The organism is Citrobacter sp. CK181, assembly GCF_030333595.1.
Classification (GTDB): Bacteria; Pseudomonadota; Gammaproteobacteria; order Enterobacterales; family Enterobacteriaceae; genus Citrobacter_B; species Citrobacter_B koseri.
In genome coordinates this window covers 85,804-105,872 of sequence record NZ_JAOWFN010000014.1, presented here as the reverse complement: position 1 = coordinate 105,872, position 20,069 = coordinate 85,804, and the positions used below count along the sequence as shown (strand labels likewise).

The window sequence follows — 20,069 nt, the reverse complement described above, 5'->3', positions numbered from 1 at the left end:
TTCAAAAATCGAATCAATAACTCACAACAATTCTGATATTTATAGGGAAAGTTGTGTGCCACCGCTAACGGACGACAAATAATGGGCAAAGCAGTCATTGCTATTCACGGCGGCGCAGGCGCAATTACGCGCGCACAGATGAGCCAGGAGCAGGAACAGCGCTATATTCAGGCGCTGTCGGACATCGTCGAAACAGGACAGAAAATGCTGGAGGCGGGCGAAAGCGCGCTGGATGTGGTGACGGAAGCGGTGCGTTTGCTGGAAGAGTGCCCATTATTCAATGCCGGGATCGGCGCGGTTTACACGCGCGACGCCACCCACGAGCTGGATGCCTGCGTCATGGACGGCAATACGCTTAACGCAGGCGCTGTCGCTGGCGTTCGCCATTTACGCAACCCGGTGCTGGCCGCCAGGCTGGTGATGGAGCAAAGCCCGCATGTGCTGATGATGGGGGACGGGGCGGAAGCGTTTGCGGCTTCCAAGGGGATGGTGCGCGTTTCTGCCGATCTTTTCTCCACGCCTGAGCGCTATGCGCAACTGCTGGCGGCGCGTGACGCCGGAGAAACGGTGCTCGACCATAGCGGCGCGCCGTTGGATGAAACCACCAAAATGGGCACCGTGGGCGCGGTGGCGCGGGATCGGTTTGGTAATCTGGCGGCGGCCACGTCGACGGGCGGCATGACGAATAAACTGCCTGGTCGCGTAGGCGACAGCCCGCTGGTCGGGGCTGGGTGTTACGCCAACAACGCCAGCGCGGCGGTTTCCTGTACCGGAACGGGCGAGGTGTTTATCCGCGCATTGGCGGCCTACGATATCGCCGCGCTGATGGACTACGGCGGACTCAGCCTGGCGGAAGCCTGCGAGCGTGTGGTCATGGAGAAATTGCCTGCGCTGGGCGGCAGCGGTGGGCTGATTGCCGTCGATCACGAAGGCAACGTCGCCCTACCTTTTAACAGCGAAGGCATGTATCGCGCCTGGGGATATGCCGGAGATACGCCAACGACGGGGATCTACCGGGAGTGAGGAGCAACAGGTGCCACACAGTCACGAATTAGACGCCAGCGACGTACTGGCGGTCAAAAATTTGAACATTGCGTTCGAGCAGGAGCAGCAACGCGTCAGCGCGGTGCGCAATGTGTCGTTTCGGCTTCAGCGAGGCGAAACGCTGGCGATTGTCGGCGAATCGGGATCGGGGAAATCCGTTACGGCGTTATCGTTGATGCGCCTGATCGAGCAGGCGGGCGGCGACGTTCACTGCGATCAGATGCTGCTTCGGCGGCGTAATCGCCAGGTCATTGAACTGGGAGAGCAAAGCGATGCGCAGATGCAGCGCGTGCGCGGCGCGGATATCGCCATGATCTTTCAGGAGCCGATGACCTCGCTTAACCCGGTATTTACCGTGGGCGAGCAGATTGCCGAGTCCATTCGTCTGCATCAGGGGGCGAGCCGCGAAGAGGCAATGGCGGAAGCGAAACGGATGCTTGACCAGGTGCGCATTCCTGAGTCGCAGGCCATCTTATCGCGTTACCCGCATCAGCTTTCCGGCGGGATGCGCCAGCGGGTGATGATCGCGATGGCGTTGTCGTGCCGCCCGGCGGTGCTGATTGCCGATGAACCGACCACCGCGCTGGACGTCACGATTCAGGCGCAGATCCTGCAACTGATCAAAGTGCTGCAACAGGATATGTCGATGGGGGTGATTTTTATCACCCATGACATGGGCGTGGTGGCCGATATTGCCGATCGCGTTCTGGTGATGTATCAGGGCGAAGCGGTGGAAACCGGCAGCGTTGAGCAAATTTTCCACGCGCCGCAGCACCCTTATACCAAAGCGCTGCTGGCTGCCGTGCCGCAGTTAGGCGAGATGAGCGGACACGATCTGCCGCGCCGCTTTCCGCTGATTTCACTGAACGATCCCGATTGTGTGGAACCGCAAACTGAGCAGGACACGGTGGTGGCAGGCGATCCAATCCTGCAAGTGCGCAACCTGGTGACGCGTTTTCCGCTGCGTAGCGGCATTCTTAACCGCGTGACCCGTGAAGTGCATGCGGTGGAAAACGTCAGCTTTGATCTCTGGCCTGGCGAAACGCTCTCGCTGGTGGGGGAATCCGGCTGCGGTAAATCGACCACCGGGCGGGCGCTGCTGCGGCTGGTGGAGTCGCAGGCTGGCGAAATTACCTTCAACGGGCGGCGGATCGACACGCTTCCTGCCGGTAAGTTACAGCCGCTACGGCGAGATATTCAGTTTATTTTTCAGGACCCTTACGCTTCGCTCGACCCGCGCCAGACGGTGGGTTACTCCATAATGGAACCGTTGCGAGTGCATGGTTTGCTGGAAGGCGAGGCGGCTGCGTCGCGGGTGGCGTGGTTGCTTGAGCGTGTAGGATTGCGCCCGGAACATGCGTGGCGCTATCCGCATGAGTTTTCTGGCGGCCAGCGTCAGCGTATCTGCATCGCCCGCGCGCTGGCGCTGAATCCAAAAGTGATTATCGCCGATGAGTCAGTCTCCGCGCTGGATGTCTCGATTCGCGGGCAGATCATTAATCTGTTGCTCGATTTGCAGCGGGAAATGGGCATCGCGTATCTGTTTATTTCACACGATATGGCGGTGGTGGAGCGCATCAGTCATCGCGTGGCGGTGATGTATCTGGGGCAGATTGTGGAAATCGGCCCCCGCCGGGCGGTGTTTGAAAATCCGCAGCATCCCTATACCCGTAAATTAATGGCGGCAGTACCGGTGGCCGATCCTTCCCGGCACAGGCCGCAGCGCGTGCTGCTGTCGGACGATATCCCCAGCAACATTCGTAAACGTGGGGAGGAGATCGCGCCCGCTCCATTGCAGTTAGTCGGGCCGGGGCATTATGTCGCGCGCCCGCAGGCAGAAAATGCGTTATCGCGTTTATAACATCTCATAAAACAGGCAGGGTTCAGGAGAATAATATGACAACATTTGTAACCCGTAATTGGCTGGTTGCGCTGGGCGTCGCTTCTGCACTGGCGGCATCTCCGGCGTTTGCTGCTAAAGATGTGGTGGTAGCGGTAGGCTCTAATTTCACCACGCTCGATCCGTACGATGCGAACGACACCTTATCGCAGGCGGTGGCGAAGTCGTTTTATCAGGGGCTGTTTGGTCTTGATAAAGACATGAAGCTAAAAAATGTGCTGGCTGAAAGCTACACCGTTTCCGACGATGGCCTGATCTACACCCTGAAGCTGCGCCAGGGGGTAAAATTCCAGGACGGCACCGACTTTAACGCGGCGGCGGTGAAGGCCAACCTCGATCGCGCGAGCGATCCAGAAAACCATCTCAAACGCTACAACCTGTATAAAAACATCGATAAAACCGAAGCGGTCGATCCGACGACGGTAAAAATTACGCTGAAACAACCGTTCTCGGCGTTTATCAATATTCTGGCGCACCCGGCGACGGCGATGATCTCTCCGGCCGCGCTGGAAAAATACGGTAAGGACATTGGCTTCCATCCGGTCGGCACCGGGCCGTATCAGCTGGATACCTGGAACCAGACTGATTTCGTGAAAGTGAAGAAATTTGCCGATTACTGGCAGAAAGGTTTACCTAAACTGGATACGATCACCTGGCGTCCGGTAACGGACAACAACACCCGCGCGGCAATGTTGCAAACCGGGGAAGCGCAATTTGCGTTCCCGATCCCTTACGAGCAGGCGACAATTCTGGAGAAAAACAAAAATCTACAGTTGGTTGCCAGCCCGTCGATCATGCAGCGTTACATCAGCATGAACGTGACGCAAAAACCGTTCGATAATCCGAAGGTGCGGGAAGCGCTGAACTACGCCATCAACCGTCAGGCGCTGGTCAAAGTGGCCTTTGCCGGTTACGCGACGCCTGCCACGGGCGTGGTGCCGCCAGCCATTGCGTATGCGCAGAGCTACGCGCCGTGGCCTTACGATCCGGCGAAAGCGCGCGAACTGCTGAAAGAGGCGGGCTATCCGAATGGGTTTAGCACCACGCTGTGGTCGTCTCATAACCACAGCACCGCACAGAAAGTGCTGCAATTTACGCAACAGCAGCTGGCGCAGGTCGGTATTAAGGCGCAGGTAACGGCGATGGACGCCGGGCAGCGTGCGGCAGAAGTGGAAGGCAAGGGGCAGAAAGAGAGCGGTGTGAGGATGTTCTACACCGGCTGGTCGGCTTCCACGGGGGAGGCGGACTGGGCGTTGTCACCGCTGTTTGCCTCGCAAAACTGGCCGCCAACGCTGTTCAATACTGCGTTCTACAGCAACAAGCAGGTTGATGACGACTTAGCGGCAGCGCTGAAAACCAACGATCCGCAGGAGAAAGCGCGCCTGTATAAAGAGGCGCAGGACACCCTCTGGAAAGAGTCCCCCTGGATTCCGCTGGTGGTGGAAAAACTGGTCTCAGCCCACAGTAAAAATTTGACGGGTTTCTGGATCATGCCGGACACTGGCTTCAGTTTTGATGACGCGGATTTGCAGTAAGCAACGCGCGCCCGATGGTTTTATCCGGCTTGCAGATGCAGTTCGTTGCAGGTCGGATAAGGGATTTACGTCGCCATCCGGCAAAAGGTTTGTAAAGGGAGCCTGATGCTTAATTATGTGCTTAAGCGCCTGCTGGGGTTGATTCCGACTCTGTTTATTGTGGCGGTGCTGGTGTTTTTATTTGTTCATCTGTTGCCTGGCGATCCGGCGCGGCTGATTGCCGGGCCGGAGGCTGACGCGCAGGTGATTGAACTGGTGCGACAGCAGCTTGGTCTCGATCGGCCGTTGCATGTCCAGTTCTGGCATTACATGACTAACGTGTTGCAGGGTGATTTCGGCACGTCGATGGTGTCTCGGCGTCCGGTATCGGCAGAGATTGCCAGCCGCTTTATGCCGACGCTGTGGTTGACCATCACCAGTATGGTATGGGCGGTACTGTTCGGGATGACTGCCGGGATTATCGCCGCCGTCTGGCGTAATCGCTGGCCGGACAGGCTCAGCATGACGCTGGCGGTAACCGGGATTTCGTTCCCGGCGTTCGCGCTGGGGATGCTGCTGATGCAGATATTCTCCGTTGAGCTGGGATGGTTGCCGACCGTGGGCGCAGATAGCTGGCAGCACTATATTCTTCCCTCCATCACGCTTGGTGCCGCCGTTGCGGCCGTGATGGCGCGCTTTACCCGAGCGTCGTTTGTGGATGTCCTCAGTGAAGACTATATGCGCACCGCGCGCGCGAAAGGGGTCAGCGAAACCTGGGTGGTGCTGAAACACGGTCTGCGTAACGCCATGATCCCGGTTGTGACCATGATGGGGTTGCAGTTTGGCTTTCTGCTCGGCGGTTCGATTGTCGTCGAGAAGGTCTTTAACTGGCCCGGACTGGGGCGATTGCTGGTTGATTCAGTGGAAATGCGTGACTACCCGGTGATTCAGGCTGAAGTGCTGCTGTTTTCCCTGGAGTTTATTCTTATCAATTTAGTGGTGGATGTGCTCTATGCCGCCATTAACCCGGCTATCAGGTACAAGTAAGGATGCGATTATTTAACTGGCGCCGTCAGGCGGTTTTAGATGCCATGCCGCTGGTCAAACCCGACCGGGTGCGTACGCCGTGGCATGAATTCTGGCGGCGTTTTCGCCGTCAGCATGTGGCGATGATCGCAGGGATATTTGTGCTGTTGCTGATCCTGGTGGCGATATTTGCCCGCTGGCTAACGCCTTTCGATGCGGAAAATTACTTTGATTACGATCGCCTGAATGACGGTCCTTCGGCGGCGCACTGGTTTGGCGTGGACTCGCTGGGGCGGGATATTTTCAGCCGCGTCCTGGTCGGGGCGCAAATTTCGCTGGCGGCAGGCGTTTTCGCCGTCTTTATCGGCGCGGCGCTCGGCACGGTGCTTGGGCTGGTCGCGGGCTATTACGAAGGCTGGTGGGACCGGCTGATTATGCGTATTTGCGATGTGCTGTTTGCGTTTCCGGGCATTCTGTTAGCGATTGCGGTCGTGGCGGTGCTCGGTAGCGGTATTGCGAATGTGATTATCGCCGTCGCTATCTTTTCTATCCCCGCGTTTGCCCGTCTGGTGCGCGGAAACACATTAGTGCTGAAACAGCAGACGTTTATTGAGTCGGCGCGCAGTATTGGCGCCAGCGATGCGACGATTTTGTTCAACCATATTTTGCCCGGCACGGTCTCGTCGATCGTGGTCTTTTTCACTATGCGCATCGGGACGTCAATTATTTCTGCGGCAAGCCTGTCGTTTCTGGGGTTAGGCGCGCAGCCGCCAACGCCGGAGTGGGGGGCGATGCTCAATGAAGCGCGGGCGGATATGGTCATCGCGCCGCATGTGGCGATTTTTCCGGCGGTGGCGATTTTCCTGACGGTGCTGGCGTTTAACCTGCTGGGCGACGGGCTGCGCGACGCGCTGGACCCGAAGATTAAGGGGTGAATGTGGAACCGTAGGCCTGATAAGCATGTAGGCCTGATAAGACGCTTCAGCGTCGCCATCAGGCATTGCTCCGAATTGCGGCATAAATGCCTTATCCGCCTACGGGTTTTACGATAATTTGGGCGAATTAAACGCGGCTGCCCCACAGGTCATATTCGTCGGCGTTATCAACTTTTACGCGGATAACGTCGCCGGGTTTAACGTTGGTTTCACCGTTGAGGTAGACCGCGCCGTCGATTTCCGGTGCGTCGGCCATGCTGCGGCCAATCGCGCCTTCTTTGTCAACCTCGTCGATAATGACCAGGATTTCGCGCCCCACTTTCTCTTGCAGACGTTCTGCGGAGATCTGCTGTTGCAGCTGCATAAAGCGGTTCCAGCGCTCTTCTTTCACCTCTTCCGGCACCTGATCCGGCAGCGCGTTCGCACCAGCGCCTTCGACCGGGCTGTACTTGAAGCAGCCGACGCGATCCAGGCGCGCCTCTTTGAGGAAGTCGAGCAGCATCTGGAAATCGTCTTCCGTCTCGCCAGGGAAACCAACGATAAAGGTCGAACGCAGGGTCAGTTCCGGGCAAATCTCACGCCACTGTTTGATGCGCGCCAGTTGGCGATCGACAGCGCCCGGACGCTTCATCAGTTTGAGAATGCGCGGGCTGGCATGTTGCAGGGGGATATCCAGATACGGCAGGATTTTGCCTTCCGCCATCAGCGGGATCACGTCATCAACGTGCGGATAAGGGTAGACGTAGTGCAGGCGCGTCCAGATGCCCAGTTTTGACAACTGCTCGCAAAGGTCGACCATGCTCGTTTTTACCGGCTCGCCGTTGTGGAAACCGGTGCGGTGCTTCACATCCACGCCGTAAGCGGAGGTATCCTGGGAGATGACGAGGATCTCTTTCACGCCCGCATCGACCAGACGTTTGGCCTCGCTTAACACTTCGCCAATCGGACGGCTGACCAGATCGCCGCGCATGGACGGAATAATGCAGAAGGTGCAGCGATGGTTGCAGCCTTCAGAAATCTTCAGGTAGGCGTAGTGACGCGGGGTCAGTTTAACGCCCTGTTCCGGCACCAGGCTCAGGAACGGGTTGTGCTTCGGTTTTGGTACGTAATGGTGAACGTGTTCCAGAACCTGCTCATAGCTATGCGGCCCGGTGATTTCCAGCACTTTAGGGTGTACTTCACGGATCTGATCGACTTTCGCGCCCAGGCAGCCGGTGACGATCACCTTGCCATTTTCAGTCAGCGCTTCACCAATCGCTTCCAGAGACTCCTGTACGGCGCTGTCGATAAAGCCACAGGTATTGACGATCACCATGTCGGCGTCGTCGTAGCTCGGTACGACGTCATAGCCTTCGGTACGCAGTTCAGTCAGGATTCGCTCCGAATCAACCAGGTTTTTCGGGCAGCCCAGGGAAACGAAGCCGATTTTCGGCTGGCGGGTTACATTGCTCATAGCTTAAAAATTGTTCAGTTATTGGAATGGTCAGGGCAGGGATTCTACAGAGATCCGGGCAAAAAATGTATCGCTATCTCATCGCCTGTGCGGGTAAGCGCGCCACGGGGTTTATAGCAAATATGTAAAGTATGTTAATACCGAGTGAATTATTGATCTCAGGCAGCACTTTGTTCAAAAAATGACCATACTATTAAGTTGCAGTATGGTTGGAAAGAGGAGGAACAAGGTATGGTCGTTGACAGACTAAGAACCGAGCTACTTAACAAGCTGATAAACGCCCGAATCGATCTCGCCGCTTATTTGCAGTTAAGAAAGGCGAAAGGCTATATGTCAGTCAGCGAAAGTGATCATCTGCGTGACAACTTTTTTGAACTGAATCGTGGGCTTCACGATAAATCACTGCTGCAAGGTCTGCATCTGGATCAGGAAGAATGGAATGCTTTACATCGTGCTGAAGGCGCACTGGCAGCCGCCGCAGTATGTCTCATGAGCGGACACCATGACTGTCCGACGTTTATCGCCGTCAACGCAGAGAAACTTGAAAACTGTCTGACAACATTGACGCTGAGTATCCAGAGCCTGAAAGCGCAATCACCGCTTGAACAGGTCTAAGTCAGGGGGAGGCGACTCCCCCTTTTCGTTAAGTTTTTGTAAAAATCAATCCGCGCTGTCCCTTGCTGACTACGCTTTAACGCAGGGTCATACAGGAGGCGGTATGCGTCGGACACTTTTCTCTGTTGCCTTATTGGCACTGTTTTCTCCCTTCGTGAATGCAGAAACCCCGGCGGTGAAGGTGGAGGTTTTGCAGACCAAACTTGATCACCCCTGGGCGCTGGCTTTTCTGCCGGATAATCGCGGTATGTTGATAACTCTCAGAGGCGGCCAGCTTCGTCACTGGCAGGCGGGTAAAGGGCTTTCCGATCCGATAACGGGCGTGCCGAAGGTCTGGGCGAACGGGCAGGGGGGATTACTGGACGTGGCGCTCGCGCCTGATTTTGAGCAGTCTCGCCGCGTCTGGCTCAGTTTTTCTGAGGCCGATCGCGAGGGGAAAGCCGGAACGGCGGTAGGCTTCGGGCGACTCAGCGATGACCTGAAGCATCTGGAGGAATTCCAGACCGTTTTTCGTCAGATGCCGAAACTCTCAACCGGTAATCATTTCGGCGGACGACTGGTTTTTGATGGCAAAGGCCATCTGTTTATCGGGCTTGGCGAAAATAATCAGCGCCCTACCGCACAGGATCTGGACAAGTTGCAGGGCAAAGTGGTGCGCCTGACCGACCAGGGGAGCGTGCCGCCGGATAATCCCTTTGTGAATCAGACCGGCGCGCGCCCTGAGATCTGGTCGTACGGCATACGTAACCCGCAGGGTATGGCGATAAACCCGTGGAGCGATGCGCTGTGGTTGAATGAGCATGGCCCGCGCGGCGGCGATGAAATCAATATCCCCGAAAAAGGTAAAAATTATGGCTGGCCGCTGGCAACCTGGGGCATCAACTACAGCGGCTTTAAAATCCCGGAAGCGAAAGGTGAAATTGTCGAGGGAACGGAACAGCCGATCTTCTACTGGAAAAAATCGCCAGCGGTCAGCGGCATGGCGTTTTATAACAGCGACACGTTCCCTCAATGGAAGCAGAAACTGTTTATCGGCGCGCTGAAAGAGCAGGATGTGATTGTCCTGAGCGTTAACGGCGATAAGGTGACGGAGGACGGACGGATTCTGGGCGACAGAGGGAAACGTATTCGCGATGTGCGCGCAGGACCCGACGGTTATTTATATGTCTTAACCGACGAGTCCGACGGAGAACTGCTGAAAGTCAGCCCACGCGCTTAGCTGACCGGGATCATCACCGTTTTACGAAACGCCGGGCGTTCGGTAAGTTGCTGATACCAGCGCTCAAGGTGAGGGCGCGGCGTCCAGCTCAGGCCAACGTTAAACAGGTTGTAGACGAAGGGGGCGATCGCGATATCCGCCGTGCCGAACTCCGCGCCGGAGAACCAGGTCTGGCTGGCCAGCGCCTCATCAAGAATGCCAAACAGGCCGTCGCAGACGTTGGCGCCGGCGTCGATCGCCGCCTGGTCGCGCTGCTCCGGCGGGGTGCGGACTAAACCCATCAGGATCACGCGATGCGCCGGGCTTAACGTCTGGTTTGCCCAGTCCATCCACTTTTCCCCTTCTGCCCGTTGCGCCGGAGAGTCTACCCACAGACGCTTTTGCCCATACTGCGCCGCCAGATAGCGGACGATGGTATTGGACTCCCAGAGCAAAACGTCCGTTTCATCATCGCGCAGCAGCGGCACCAGGCCATTCGGGTTCATCGCCAGATAGTCAGCGTCATGATTCAGCCCGAACTGCCCGCCTGCCAGAATTTGCGTATAAGGCAGCTCCAGTTCGTCGAGCGTCCATCGCACTTTTTTGACGTTGGTTGAGTTATTCCGTCCCCACAGCGTAATCATAGTTACCCCTCAAATTGTTCTGCAATCGGTATCCGACTCGTCCCATGGTGGGATAAAGCTAACATTTACGCAACAGCTTGCAAAAAAATCCTCACGGAGGCAGCGCAGCGTGGCGTTATTGCATAAACTTTAAAAACTTTACCAACTTACGGTTTCTTTAAGTTCGTTAGTGCGTTATTACTCACCGCACTTATAACACGGTGGTATGGCGTGTTTTTTTGGAATGGATACTCGGGTGGCATTTATGACGCAATACTCTTCTTCCCTTCGTAGTCTTGCTGCGGGTTCAGCACTCTTATTCCTTTTTGCGCCGACGTTACAGGCGGCTGAGCAGACAACGGCGCCGCCGAGCGTTGATGCGCGCGCGTGGATTTTAATGGACTATTCCAGCGGCAAGGTGCTGGCGGAAGGCAACGCCGACGAGAAACTGGACCCTGCCAGCCTGACCAAAATTATGACCAGTTACGTCGTCGGGCAGGCGCTGAAGGCCGGAAAAATTCAGCTTACGGATATGGTGACGGTAGGAAAAGACGCCTGGGCCACGGGCAACCCGGCTCTGCGCGGTTCGTCGGTCATGTTTCTTAAGCCCGGAGATCAGGTCTCGGTATCCGATCTCAACAAGGGTGTGATTATTCAGTCGGGTAACGACGCCTGTATTGCGCTTGCGGATTATGTTGCCGGAAGCCAGGAGTCGTTCATTGGTTTGATGAATGGTTACGCGAAAAAACTGGGGCTGACCAACACAACGTTCCAGACGGTTCACGGGCTGGATGCGCCGGGGCAGTTTAGTACCGCGCGTGATATGGCGCTGCTGGGCAAAGCGCTGATCCATGATGTGCCGGAAGAGTACGCCATTCACAAAGAAAAAGAGTTCACTTTCAACAAGATTCGCCAGCCGAACCGTAACCGCCTGCTGTGGAGTTCTAATCTGAACGTTGACGGCATGAAAACCGGGACAACGGCAGGCGCCGGATACAATCTGGTGGCCTCTGCGACTCAGGGAGATATGCGTTTGATCTCCGTCGTGCTGGGGACGAAAACCGATCGCATCCGTTTTAATGAGTCAGAGAAATTGTTGACCTGGGGCTTCCGCTTCTTTGAAACGGTGACACCCATTAAACCTGACGCGACTTTCGTGACTCAGCGCGTCTGGTTTGGGGATAAGAGCGAGGTGAATCTGGGCGCGGGAGAGGCGGGTTCCGTGACGATTCCACGCGGACAGCTGAAAAACCTGAAGGCCAGCTTTACGCTGACGGAACCGCAGCTAACCGCGCCGTTGAAGAAAGGTCAGGTTGTCGGCACTATCGACTTCCAGCTCAACGGAAAGTCCATTGAACAGCGTCCGCTGATGGTGATGGAAAACGTGGAAGAGGGCGGCTTCTTTGGGCGGATATGGGACTTCGTCCTGATGAAATTCCACCAGTGGTTTGGCGGCTGGTTCTCTTAATCGCGGTGACGGTGCCGGATGGCGTTAACGCTTATCCGGCCTACGATACGTGCATATTTGTAGGCCGGATAAGGCGCGGCAGCGCCGCCATCCGGCAAACCTTACATCAATACATCAACGTAATGCGCTGCGCTTTGGCATAATCGACAAACTCATCGTCAGGGCGGCAGTCACTCACTACCGTATCAAAACGCGTTAATTCCCCCATCCGCGCGGGTCGCACCTTGCCGAATTTACTGTGATCCACCACCAGGACATGGTATTGCGCCATCGACATGGCCCAGTGTTTCACCGGCAGCTCTTCGAGGTTAAAACAGGTTGCCCCTTTGCTGATATGAACGCCTGCGGCGGAATAAAAGGCGATATCAGGGCAGATATTATTCAGGGTTTCCTGAAAATCGAGCGGTTTGAAAATGGCGTTGCTGGCGTGAAATTCCCCGCCGCACAGAATCGCCCGGCACAGGGGTTTTTCCTGGAGCGCCAGAAACGTATTCAGGGAATAACAGACGGCGGTGAAAGGCAATTCGTTATCAATGGCTTCAATGATCCACGGCGTGGTGGTGCCGCAGTCAAAAAAAATCGTCTGATGCGCCTGTACCAGACCGGCGGCCAGCTGCGCGGCGCGGCGCTTCTCTTCAACCAGGCGGGATTTTTGATCGCTCAATAAATAATGGCTGGCGCTGCGGGGTTCCAGAACAATATACCCGCCCAGTAACACGACGGGCGCGCTTTTATTATTCAGGTCGCGACGAATGGTCATCTCCGATACGCCCAGCAGAGTCGCGGCTTCTTTCAGGTGTAATTTATCGCTGCGTTTTAGCGCTTGCAGCAATTGACCAATACGCTCGTCGCGTCGTGTTTCCATAATTCCCCTGGACAGTTGAATAAGCACTCTGCACAGTACAGAGCGCTTAATACTACTCTTTTTTCACCAGGTTAGTCACGTACCCAGCCTTTACGAATGGGCAGCGCGAAGCAGACGCGGTAGCACGTTTGTAGGCCGTGGTAGAGAGCAACCCCATATTTTTGCCACAGCATTTGCGTGCTCAGGCAGCCGATCATCCCGACCAGCAAACCGCCGAGCATATCCAGCGGCCAGTGAACGCCGAGGTAAACGCGTGACCAGGCGACCGTCACGGCCAGCGCCATGAGCAGTACGCCAGACCAGACGCGGTGCCAGAATAAAAACGCCAGCGCAAAGGTAAAGACAACGGTGCCGTGGTCGCTCGGGAAGGAGTCATCGGGCGCGTGATGCAGGAAGTTATAGCCGATACGATCGACAAAAGGACGATCGTGCGGGAAAAGATGCCCCATTATCCAGGAGATCGTCAGGCTGATGAGCAGCGCGATACCCATTTTAATCACCAGCTGGCGTTGAGCGCAGACCCGATCGCGCGGCCCCCATAACCAAAGCACAACGGCCAGCAGAGGCACGATGTTAATCAAATCTCTGGCAATGAAAATGGCCAGGGCGATCATCCACTGTGCGGAGTCGGGGGTGGCATTGATTAAGTAAAACAGCGAGTTGTTAAGGTTTTCCAGCATAACATCCAGACTCAGTGCAGTGATTAAACGAAACGACCCTACGTGCTCCGGGTAAGGGCGAGAATACAAAGTGCCGCAACGGGGGGAAAGCGGTATTGTCTTATTTATCTGTAAAATGAGGAGATTTAAGACAATGGCGCGAGCTTATTCGCCATGATAGCGCCAGCAACTTAAATTAACCTTAAAGCAAAAGGTCACGAAGGATGATTATGTAAAAATGTGCGCATTTTGTTTTTAAATCACATAATTCGCTATCTCAGGTAACGTACTTTCATTACACTTTGCGCGATTTTTTATTTGCGAAGAGATTGCATGCAAAACCTTTCACAAACAGGCGTCCGGCTCGGACGTCAGGCACTGCTTTTCCCTCTCTGTCTGGTGCTTTACGAATTTTCTACGTATATCGGCAACGATATGATCCAGCCGGGGATGCTGGCGGTGGTGGAACAGTATCAGGCCGGGATCGACTGGGTTCCGACCTCGATGACCGCCTACCTGGCGGGCGGGATGTTTTTGCAGTGGCTGTTAGGGCCGCTGTCGGATCGTATTGGACGCCGCCCGGTGATGTTAGCGGGCGTGATCTGGTTTATCGTCACCTGCCTTGCCACACTGCTGGCGCAAAACATTGAGCAGTTCACCCTGCTGCGTTTTTTGCAGGGGGTAAGCCTGTGCTTTATTGGCGCCGTGGGGTACGCCGCCATTCAGGAATCCTTTGAAGAAGCGGTGTGTATCAAAATTACGGCGCTAATGGCTAACGTTGCCCTGATTGCGCCGCTACTGGGGCCGCTGGTGGGCGCCGCCTGGGTGCATGTTCTGCCGTGGGAAGGGATGTTTGTTCTGTTTGCCGTACTGGCGGCGATTGCTTTTGTCGGCTTACAGCGCGCGATGCCGGAGACCGCGACCCGCCTCGGCGAGAAGCTGTCGCTTAAAGAACTGGGGCGGGATTACAAGCTGGTGCTGAAAAACGTGCGGTTTGTTGCCGGCGCGCTGGCGCTGGGGTTCGTCAGTCTGCCGCTGCTGGCGTGGATTGCCCAGTCGCCGATCATTATCATCAGCGGTGAGCAGCTCAGCAGCTATGAATATGGCTTGTTGCAGGTTCCTGTCTTTGGCGCGCTGATTGCCGGGAATCTGGTGCTGGCGCGGTTGACCTCCCGGCGAACGGTGCGCGCATTGATTATCATGGGCGGCTGGCCGATTGTGGCGGGATTGCTGATCGCCGCAGCCGCGACGGTGGTCTCTTCCCATGCATATCTATGGATGACGGCGGGTCTGAGCGTCTACGCTTTTGGCATCGGCGTGGCGAACGCGGGGCTGGTGCGTCTGACCCTGTTTGCCAGCGATATGAGCAAAGGCACGGTTTCTGCGGCGATGGGGATGTTGCAGATGCTGATCTTTACCGTGGGTATTGAAGTGAGCAAGCATGCTTATCTGAGCGGCGGCAACGGCTTATTCAGCCTCTTCAACCTGGCGAACGGCATTCTCTGGCTGCTGCTGATGGTTATCTTCCTGAAAGACAAACGGGTAGGGGATTCACGGGAAGGGTGAGGCCGTCCGGCGCAGCGCCATCAGGCCTCAAAGAGGCATTACCCACTGAACGGGGCTTTATTTTTCAGCACGCGGTCGATAACGTCCAGCACGCCTTCCGCGTTATTCGAGCCCGCCCGATATTTCGCCGCAGAGGCCACCGCCGCTCCGGCGTTTTCCATCGCAAAACTGAAGCCGGCCTGACGCAGCATCTCAATATCATTGCCGCCGTCGCCAAACGTCACGACCTCATCATTGTTAATTCCCCAGCGTTGTTGCAGCAGACGCAAGCCGTTCGCTTTGTGTACGCCGGGAATGATCAAATCGATGCTGCCGTAACCGGTGTGAACCGGCACCATGATATCGCCAATCGCATCATGCAGCGCCGTCTGAACCTGGGGAATACGGTCATCAGTAATGTTGAGGCCGAATTTAAAGAACACGTCATTGATGTTGTCGAAGCTGTCCACGAACTCAAGGCGATGGTAGTACATCGCCGCAACCTGTTTCAGTTCATCGTTGTACTGTTTCAGGGTATAGGCGCTGTTTTTACCGCAGGCGATGATTTCAATATCCGCGCGGGTCAGCAGATGATCGACAACGGCAGCAAAATCCTCTTTCGCCAGTTCGCCGTTGAACACATCTTCGCCCTCGCTGACCACCCAGCCGCCGTTTTCAGCGACAAAGGCGATTTCATGGGCGATCTCTGGAAAGAAAGAGATTAACTGGTAATACTGATTACCGCTGGCGACCACAAAACGGATGCCTTTCTGCTTCATTAGCCGATACTGCGCCATAAACCGGTCGCGATTATAGGTTTTTTGATCGCTCAAAAAGGTGCCATCCATGTCTACCGCAATTAGCTTGATACCCATTAACTATTCTCCATAACAGATTGAGTGTTCGATGTTGGTTTGGCGACAGCCTTCGCGACAAGAGCAGCCAGGATGACCAGCGCCAGCACAACCAGCATTGCGCTGCGCAAACCATAATGTTCGCCAAGATAGCCCAGCAGCGGCGGCCCCACCAGGAAGGCCAGATAACCGGTTGTCGCCACCACGCTGACGCGGGTTGGCGCGTCCGGGCCGGTATCGCTGGCTGCTGAAATCGTTAGCGGGAAGCCAAGTGACGCCCCAAGCCCCCAGAGAATAACGGAAACGCCCGCGACCCAGGCGCTGTCGACGAAGATAATCAGACCAATACCGAGCGCTCCCATTAGCGCGCTGGCGCGGACTACCGCCACGCGGCTATAACGGTCGATAAACCAGCCGCCGGTAAAGCGCCCGACGGTCATACCGAGCGTAAAGCCCGCATAAATCAGCGAGCCGGACGTTGGGCTGAAGCCGTGACCATCCACCATCAGAAGCGGCAGCCAGTCGTTGGCGGACCCTTCAGCGAAGGCCATCGCCAGTACCACCACGCCGATCAACAGTAGCTGGATATCGCGATAAAAAGGTACGCCTTTTTCCGTTGTGTGGGCGCCGTCGGCGGCGTTTTTCCCCGTGCCGTCGGGAATGGCGCGAATAACAATAAAAATGGGGACAATCGCGACGAGAGCCGCCAGCAGGATATGAGCGTTGGCAGGGACGTTAAAGGCGGTTAGCGCCATGCCGACGCCAGCGCCAGCCAGCGTACCGAAGCTGTAAAAACCGTGCATCATCGGCAGGACGGTTTTATTCATTTCACGTTCAACCGCCGCCCCTTCGACGTTGATAGCGACTTCGGCGGCGCCAAAGCTGGCGCCGAATACGCCTAAGCCAAGTGCAAAAACCAGCGGAGAAGCGAACCACAGCGCAATGCTGAGGATAACCATCCCCGCAACGGCGCAGGACATGGTGGTCTGAATGACGTTGCGCGTGCCAAATCGCTTTACCAGCCAGGCGGAGCACAGAATACCGCTCATCGAACCGATGGAAAGCCCAAACAGCACCGCCCCCATTTCTGCCGTTGAGACCGAGAGGATATCGCGAATGGCGGGGGTGCGGGTTGCCCATGAGGCCATCAACAGCCCTGGCAAGAAGAAGAACATAAAAAGCGCCCAGGTCCGGCGTCTTAAGGCTTTACGTGATGAGATGGCGGTCATTGATTCAAACTGAAAAAAGAGAATACAGAGGACAACACTAGCAAGTTTGTGTACATTTGTACACAAACGTGATGAGAGGAAAAGCAGTGCGACGAGCTAACGATCCCCTGCGGCGAGACAAAATCGTTCAGGCCACGCAGGAAGCGATAATAACGCATGGCATTCACGGCGTTACGCACCGCAAAATCGCGGCGATAGCGCAGGTGCCGCTCGGGTCGATGACCTATTATTTTTCGGGAATCGATGAGTTGCTGATCGAGGCGTTAAGCCGGTTTACAGAAACAATGTCGCACCAGTTTCAGTCATTCTTTGCCGATGTCACGAACGTTCAGGAAGCCTGTCACGCCATTACCGACATGATCTACAGCTCGCTGGTGACCACGCCAGATAATATGGAGCTGATGTACCAGCTGTATGCCTTCGCCAGCCGAAAACCGGCGCTGAAAACGGTGATGCAGAACTGGATGCAGCGCAGTCAGCAAACGCTGGAGCAGTGGTTTGAACCGGTGACCGCCCGCGCGCTGGACGCGTTTATCGAAGGCATGACCCTCCATTTCGTCACCGACAGAGCGCCTTTAACGCGGGACGATATTCTGGTCATGGTGAAGCGTATTGCCGGGCAGGCGTGAAATTCAGGCAACAAAAAACCCATCAACCTTGAACCAAAATGGCGGGGTTGATGGGCTCCACAAATTGGGGACATCAAAGAAAAGCAGTGGCACTAGTTATGACTGACGCCTTGAAGAAAAGTTCTGCTTACCTGCAAAAATTTTTCACTTAAAGGCAAACTTCAGTTTTATCCTAAGCCCGGCCAGATGATGACAATAAGTGTCCCCGCCAGCGTTAACAGAACGTTGGCTATCGCATAGGTTCCCGCATAGCCTAATGCCGGAATGTTGCTGCGCGCCGTGTCGCTGATGATCTCCATCGCCGGAGCACAGGTGCGCGCGCCCATCATGGCGCCGAAGAGCAGGGCGCGGTTCATACGTAATACATAAGCGCCGAACAGGAAGCAGATAATGACCGGCACCAGGCTCACCACAAGACCGGCAATCAACATTTGCCCGCCGACCGCGCCAAGCCCGTTCCCGATGCCGCTGCCCGCGCTCAGGCCGACGCCGGCCATAAAGACCATCAGACCAAACTCTTTCACCATGTTCAGCGCGCCCTGCGGGATGTACCCGAAGGTGGGGTGGTTAGCTCGCAGGAAACCGAGCATGATCCCGGCGAACAGCAGTCCGGCGGCGTTGCCGATGCCAAAGCTGAAATTACTGAACTGGAAGGTGATCATCCCGATCATCAGGCCGATGATAAAGAAGGCGCAGAAGGCCAGCAGATCGGTTACCTGACTGTGAATCGAGATAAAGCCGATACGGTCCGCGACGGTTTTCACGCGACGCGCATCGCCGCTCACCTGCAAGACGTCGCCTTTATTCAGCACCACGTTGTCGTCGATCGGCATTTCAATCTGGCTGCGGATCACGCGGTTAAGGAAGCAGCCGTGGTCGGTCAGCTTCAACTGGGCGAGACGGCGGCCTACGGCATTGTGGTTTTTCACGACGATCTCTTCGGTCACGATGCGCATGTCGAGCAGGTCGCGGTCGAAGACTTCTTTGCCGTTACGGAAGCTGGGGTCCAGCCGGGCATGTGCATCCGGGTAACCGACCAGGGCAATCTCATCGCCCATCTGCAATACCGCGTCGCCATCCGGGTTTGCCAGAATACCGTTACGGCGGATGCGCTCAATGTAGCAACCGGTCTGACGATAGATGCCCAGCTCGCGCAGATTTTTCCCGTCGGCCCAGGCCACCAGTTCCGGGCCAACGCGATAAGCGCGGATGACCGGCAGATAGACCTTGCGGTTGGCATCGGTATCCAGGCCGCGCTCGCGGGCAATCTGCTGGGCGCTGGTTTGCAGATCCTGATGTTGCAGTTTCGGCAGGTAACGTGCGCCGACAATCAGGCTGACCAGGCCGATGAGGTAGGTCAGCGCGTAGCCCAGGCTCAGGTTGTCCAGCGCGACCGAGAGCTGCGAACTCTCCAGACCGGAATGGCGTAACGTGTCGCCTGCGCCGACCAGCACAGGGGTCGAGGTCATGGAGCCCGCCAGCATACCGGCGGTCAGGCCGATATCCCAGCCAAAGAGCTTACCCAGCCCTAATGCAATCAGCAGCGCGCTACCGACCATGACCAGAGCAAGCATCAGGTAATTTTTGCCGTCGCGAAAAAAAATAGAAAAAAAGTTGGGGCCAGCTTCGACGCCGACACAAAAAATAAACAGCATAAAGCCCAGATTTAGTGCATCGGTGTTAATACTAAAGTGCTGCTGCCCTAATAATAGGGAGACCACTAAAACGCCAATGGAATTACCGAGTTGGACTGAACCCAGGCGTAACTTACCCAGACATAGCCCGAGAGCCAGGACCACAAATAATAACAGGATGTAATTCCCATTTAACAAATCTGCGACGTTTATATTCACGGAGACTAACTTCTTGTTTACCAGTAAGCTGTTGAAAGAAATGACAATTTACGCTAATGTTTTTGCCAGAAATTATGAGGCGTCGGCATCGTATCGGCGCTCAAATAAAAGCAGCACAACAATTTAATTCGCTAGTTTAATCTCATTACGTATCAACGGCTATAAGAATCGTGTGGGTGTGTTTTTGGCATGGAATGCCGAACGACTTTATCTGACTGGACGCCTTCGGGCGAAAAAAGTGTTCGATAGAGATAGTGTCAGGAGGAACGATTGAAACATAAACAAGGTTGGGCGGGTGCAATCTGCTGCTTTGTACTCTTTATTGTGGTGTGCCTTTCATTAACGATGCATATGAAAGGGGCATTTCGGGTTGCCGGGCATCCTGAGATTGGGCTGTTGTTTTTTACGTTACCTGGCGCGGTGGCCAGTTTTTTTTCCCATCGCAGAGAAGTCATTAAACCTCTTATCGGCGCCATGCTGGCCGCACCATGTTGTCTGGTCCTGATGCGATTTGTTTTTATGCCTACGCGCTCCGTATGGCAAGAACTGGCGTGGTTGTTCAGTGCGGTGTTCTGGTGTGCGCTCGGCGCGCTTTGCTTTTTATTTATCAGCAGCCTGTTTAGTCAGCGGCGTAAAAAGAACCGATAACGCCCTCCGGG

18 protein-coding genes are annotated in these 20,069 nt (G+C 55.6%); 11 read left to right on the top strand and 7 right to left on the bottom strand.

Annotated features, from left to right (window positions below):
* The first annotated feature begins 81 nt into the window (after positions 1-81).
* From iaaA to gsiD, 5 genes are all read left to right on the top strand, one after another.
* The gene (iaaA, locus tag OGW17_RS14060) at positions 82-1,023 is read left to right on the top strand and encodes a beta-aspartyl-peptidase (protein ID WP_071259605.1); all 942 of its coding nucleotides are present in this window, start codon (positions 82-84) and stop codon (positions 1,021-1,023) included.
* 10 nt (positions 1,024-1,033) lie between these two features.
* The gene (gsiA, locus tag OGW17_RS14055; RefSeq protein ID WP_071259603.1) at positions 1,034-2,905 is read left to right on the top strand and encodes a glutathione ABC transporter ATP-binding protein GsiA; all 1,872 of its coding nucleotides are present in this window, start codon (positions 1,034-1,036) and stop codon (positions 2,903-2,905) included.
* A gap of 35 nt (positions 2,906-2,940) precedes the next feature.
* The gene (gsiB, locus tag OGW17_RS14050) at positions 2,941-4,479 is read left to right on the top strand and encodes a glutathione ABC transporter substrate-binding protein GsiB (RefSeq protein WP_047457921.1); all 1,539 of its coding nucleotides are present in this window, start codon (positions 2,941-2,943) and stop codon (positions 4,477-4,479) included.
* A 105-nt stretch (positions 4,480-4,584) separates the two neighbouring features.
* Positions 4,585-5,505 carry a glutathione ABC transporter permease GsiC gene (gene gsiC, locus OGW17_RS14045; protein ID WP_049010826.1) on the top strand — a complete coding sequence of 307 codons (921 nt, stop codon included), beginning with the start codon at positions 4,585-4,587 and terminating at the stop codon, positions 5,503-5,505.
* Between the two features lie 2 nt (positions 5,506-5,507).
* Positions 5,508-6,419, top strand: a complete 912-nt coding sequence (gene gsiD / locus OGW17_RS14040; RefSeq protein ID WP_012133126.1) for a glutathione ABC transporter permease GsiD — start codon at positions 5,508-5,510, stop codon at positions 6,417-6,419.
* A 127-nt stretch (positions 6,420-6,546) separates the two neighbouring features.
* Here gsiD and rimO read toward each other — a convergent pair whose 3' ends face one another.
* Positions 6,547-7,872 (bottom strand): 30S ribosomal protein S12 methylthiotransferase RimO, encoded by a 1,326-nt coding sequence (gene rimO / locus OGW17_RS14035; RefSeq protein WP_024130502.1) that lies wholly within the window; start codon positions 7,870-7,872, stop codon positions 6,547-6,549.
* A 231-nt stretch (positions 7,873-8,103) separates the two neighbouring features.
* Here rimO and bssR point away from each other — a divergent pair, with 231 nt between their 5' ends.
* On the top strand, positions 8,104-8,487 hold the full coding sequence (gene bssR, locus OGW17_RS14030) for a biofilm formation regulator BssR (RefSeq protein ID WP_024130501.1): 384 nt from the start codon (positions 8,104-8,106) through the stop codon (positions 8,485-8,487).
* Between the two features lie 103 nt (positions 8,488-8,590).
* Positions 8,591-9,706, top strand: a complete 1,116-nt coding sequence (locus tag OGW17_RS14025) for a PQQ-dependent sugar dehydrogenase (RefSeq protein ID WP_047457915.1) — start codon at positions 8,591-8,593, stop codon at positions 9,704-9,706.
* On the opposite strand, the gene OGW17_RS14020 is transcribed toward OGW17_RS14025, so the two are convergent.
* Positions 9,703-10,329 (bottom strand): glutathione S-transferase family protein, encoded by a 627-nt coding sequence (locus OGW17_RS14020; protein WP_012133120.1) that lies wholly within the window; start codon positions 10,327-10,329, stop codon positions 9,703-9,705. The two genes, OGW17_RS14025 and OGW17_RS14020, sit on opposite strands and share 4 nt — an antisense overlap.
* 244 nt (positions 10,330-10,573) lie before the next feature.
* On the opposite strand from OGW17_RS14020, the gene dacC reads away from it, so the two are divergent.
* Positions 10,574-11,776 carry a serine-type D-Ala-D-Ala carboxypeptidase gene (dacC, locus tag OGW17_RS14015; RefSeq protein ID WP_024130500.1) on the top strand — a complete coding sequence of 401 codons (1,203 nt, stop codon included), beginning with the start codon at positions 10,574-10,576 and terminating at the stop codon, positions 11,774-11,776.
* A 106-nt stretch (positions 11,777-11,882) separates the two neighbouring features.
* Here dacC and deoR read toward each other — a convergent pair whose 3' ends face one another.
* Complete coding sequence (gene deoR, locus OGW17_RS14010) at positions 11,883-12,641, bottom strand: DNA-binding transcriptional repressor DeoR (RefSeq protein WP_071259601.1); 759 nt, start codon at positions 12,639-12,641, stop codon at positions 11,883-11,885.
* A gap of 71 nt (positions 12,642-12,712) precedes the next feature.
* Positions 12,713-13,321, bottom strand: coding sequence for an undecaprenyl-diphosphate phosphatase (gene ybjG / locus OGW17_RS14005; protein WP_012133117.1), 609 nt, complete (start codon positions 13,319-13,321; stop codon positions 12,713-12,715).
* A 312-nt stretch (positions 13,322-13,633) separates the two neighbouring features.
* On the opposite strand from ybjG, the gene OGW17_RS14000 reads away from it, so the two are divergent.
* Entirely contained in the window at positions 13,634-14,866 is a 1,233-nt protein-coding gene (locus OGW17_RS14000; RefSeq protein ID WP_058668863.1) for an MFS transporter, read from the top strand.
* A 38-nt stretch (positions 14,867-14,904) separates the two neighbouring features.
* Here OGW17_RS14000 and OGW17_RS13995 read toward each other — a convergent pair whose 3' ends face one another.
* Together OGW17_RS13995 and OGW17_RS13990 are read right to left on the bottom strand one after the other, a co-directional pair.
* Positions 14,905-15,720, bottom strand: a complete 816-nt coding sequence (locus OGW17_RS13995) for a Cof-type HAD-IIB family hydrolase (protein WP_071259599.1) — start codon at positions 15,718-15,720, stop codon at positions 14,905-14,907.
* Positions 15,720-16,928 (bottom strand): MFS transporter, encoded by a 1,209-nt coding sequence (locus tag OGW17_RS13990; RefSeq protein WP_071259597.1) that lies wholly within the window; start codon positions 16,926-16,928, stop codon positions 15,720-15,722. Before OGW17_RS13990 ends, OGW17_RS13995 begins: the two co-directional genes overlap by 1 nt.
* An 86-nt stretch (positions 16,929-17,014) precedes the next feature.
* Here OGW17_RS13990 and OGW17_RS13985 point away from each other — a divergent pair, with 86 nt between their 5' ends.
* The gene (locus OGW17_RS13985; protein WP_071259595.1) at positions 17,015-17,557 is read left to right on the top strand and encodes a TetR/AcrR family transcriptional regulator; all 543 of its coding nucleotides are present in this window, start codon (positions 17,015-17,017) and stop codon (positions 17,555-17,557) included.
* Between the two features lie 167 nt (positions 17,558-17,724).
* Here the strand turns inward: OGW17_RS13985 and OGW17_RS13980 are convergent, their stop codons facing one another.
* Positions 17,725-19,410, bottom strand: coding sequence for an aspartate:alanine antiporter (locus OGW17_RS13980; RefSeq protein WP_071259593.1), 1,686 nt, complete (start codon positions 19,408-19,410; stop codon positions 17,725-17,727).
* A 270-nt stretch (positions 19,411-19,680) separates the two neighbouring features.
* On the opposite strand from OGW17_RS13980, the gene OGW17_RS13975 reads away from it, so the two are divergent.
* Complete coding sequence (locus OGW17_RS13975; RefSeq protein WP_024130498.1) at positions 19,681-20,058, top strand: inner membrane protein YbjM; 378 nt, start codon at positions 19,681-19,683, stop codon at positions 20,056-20,058.
* Positions 20,059-20,069 lie beyond the last annotated feature (11 nt).

What these genes read in the sequence shown, in the direction of transcription:
- iaaA (WP_071259605.1), top strand. Translation starts at nt 82, where the DNA reads ATGGGCAAAGCAGTCATTGCTATTCACGGCGGCGCAGGCGCAATTACG.
- gsiB (WP_047457921.1), top strand. Translation starts at nt 2,941, where the DNA reads ATGACAACATTTGTAACCCGTAATTGGCTGGTTGCGCTGGGCGTCGCT.
- gsiC (WP_049010826.1), top strand. Translation starts at nt 4,585, where the DNA reads ATGCTTAATTATGTGCTTAAGCGCCTGCTGGGGTTGATTCCGACTCTG.
- gsiD (WP_012133126.1), top strand. Translation starts at nt 5,508, where the DNA reads ATGCGATTATTTAACTGGCGCCGTCAGGCGGTTTTAGATGCCATGCCG.
- rimO (WP_024130502.1), bottom strand. Translation starts at nt 7,872, where the DNA reads ATGAGCAATGTAACCCGCCAGCCGAAAATCGGCTTCGTTTCCCTGGGC.
- bssR (WP_024130501.1), top strand. Translation starts at nt 8,104, where the DNA reads ATGGTCGTTGACAGACTAAGAACCGAGCTACTTAACAAGCTGATAAAC.
- OGW17_RS14025 (WP_047457915.1), top strand. Translation starts at nt 8,591, where the DNA reads ATGCGTCGGACACTTTTCTCTGTTGCCTTATTGGCACTGTTTTCTCCC.
- OGW17_RS14020 (WP_012133120.1), bottom strand. Translation starts at nt 10,329, where the DNA reads ATGATTACGCTGTGGGGACGGAATAACTCAACCAACGTCAAAAAAGTG.
- dacC (WP_024130500.1), top strand. Translation starts at nt 10,574, where the DNA reads ATGACGCAATACTCTTCTTCCCTTCGTAGTCTTGCTGCGGGTTCAGCA.
- deoR (WP_071259601.1), bottom strand. Translation starts at nt 12,641, where the DNA reads ATGGAAACACGACGCGACGAGCGTATTGGTCAATTGCTGCAAGCGCTA.
- ybjG (WP_012133117.1), bottom strand. Translation starts at nt 13,321, where the DNA reads ATGCTGGAAAACCTTAACAACTCGCTGTTTTACTTAATCAATGCCACC.
- OGW17_RS14000 (WP_058668863.1), top strand. Translation starts at nt 13,634, where the DNA reads ATGCAAAACCTTTCACAAACAGGCGTCCGGCTCGGACGTCAGGCACTG.
- OGW17_RS13995 (WP_071259599.1), bottom strand. Translation starts at nt 15,720, where the DNA reads ATGGGTATCAAGCTAATTGCGGTAGACATGGATGGCACCTTTTTGAGC.
- OGW17_RS13990 (WP_071259597.1), bottom strand. Translation starts at nt 16,928, where the DNA reads ATGACCGCCATCTCATCACGTAAAGCCTTAAGACGCCGGACCTGGGCG.